Genomic DNA, 534 nt, shown 5'->3' with positions numbered 1-534 from the left:
GCTTTATTAAAAGCTCCACAGTGCTTGACCGCGGCATCAGTTATATCCCAAAACTGTTGGTAAAAAATGAGCTCGAATCCGGTGCATTGGTGCAAGTATTGTCTCAATATGCTGTCACAGAAGAAACGGGGTGGTTGCTCTATCCTCAACCGAAAACGCTGAACCAAGCTAGCCGGTTACTTATTGAACACTTGTGCAATAAAATCCCAAAACTTTTGTAGTTTGCATTTATTGTCATAAAATTTGTGACATTGAATCATGCGCACGCATGATTATCTGAACATCTGTGAATTATAAGATGGCGCCGAAATTATGGAGCCATCTTATGAATCATCAAATCAAAACCGCTGCGCTGAGCACTATCGCGCTCTCTCTACTCGGCTGTAATCAAGCTCAACCTCAGGTTGAGGATCCAAGCGCATCCAGACCCGTTCAAGTGATTGAAGTCAACGAAAGGAATGAAGAACTCAATAAATCATTCAGCGGGATCGTAAAAGCAAAAGAAACCGCCTCACTCTCTTTTCGTGTACCCGG

Annotated in this window: 2 pseudogenes; both read left to right on the top strand. The window is 43.1% G+C overall.

From position 1 onward, the window contains the following. Positions 1 to 221 (top strand): annotated as a pseudogene (locus R7E78_RS30055) (LysR family transcriptional regulator); the annotation flags it as partial. Positions 222 to 325: 104 nt separating this feature from the next. Further along, positions 326 to 534: pseudogene (locus tag R7E78_RS30050) on the top strand (efflux RND transporter periplasmic adaptor subunit); the annotation flags it as partial.

Source organism: Vibrio sp. YT-19(2023), assembly GCF_033337395.1.
Note: the sequence above shows the minus strand (reverse complement) of the source record. Positions and strands in the feature narration are given on the sequence as shown.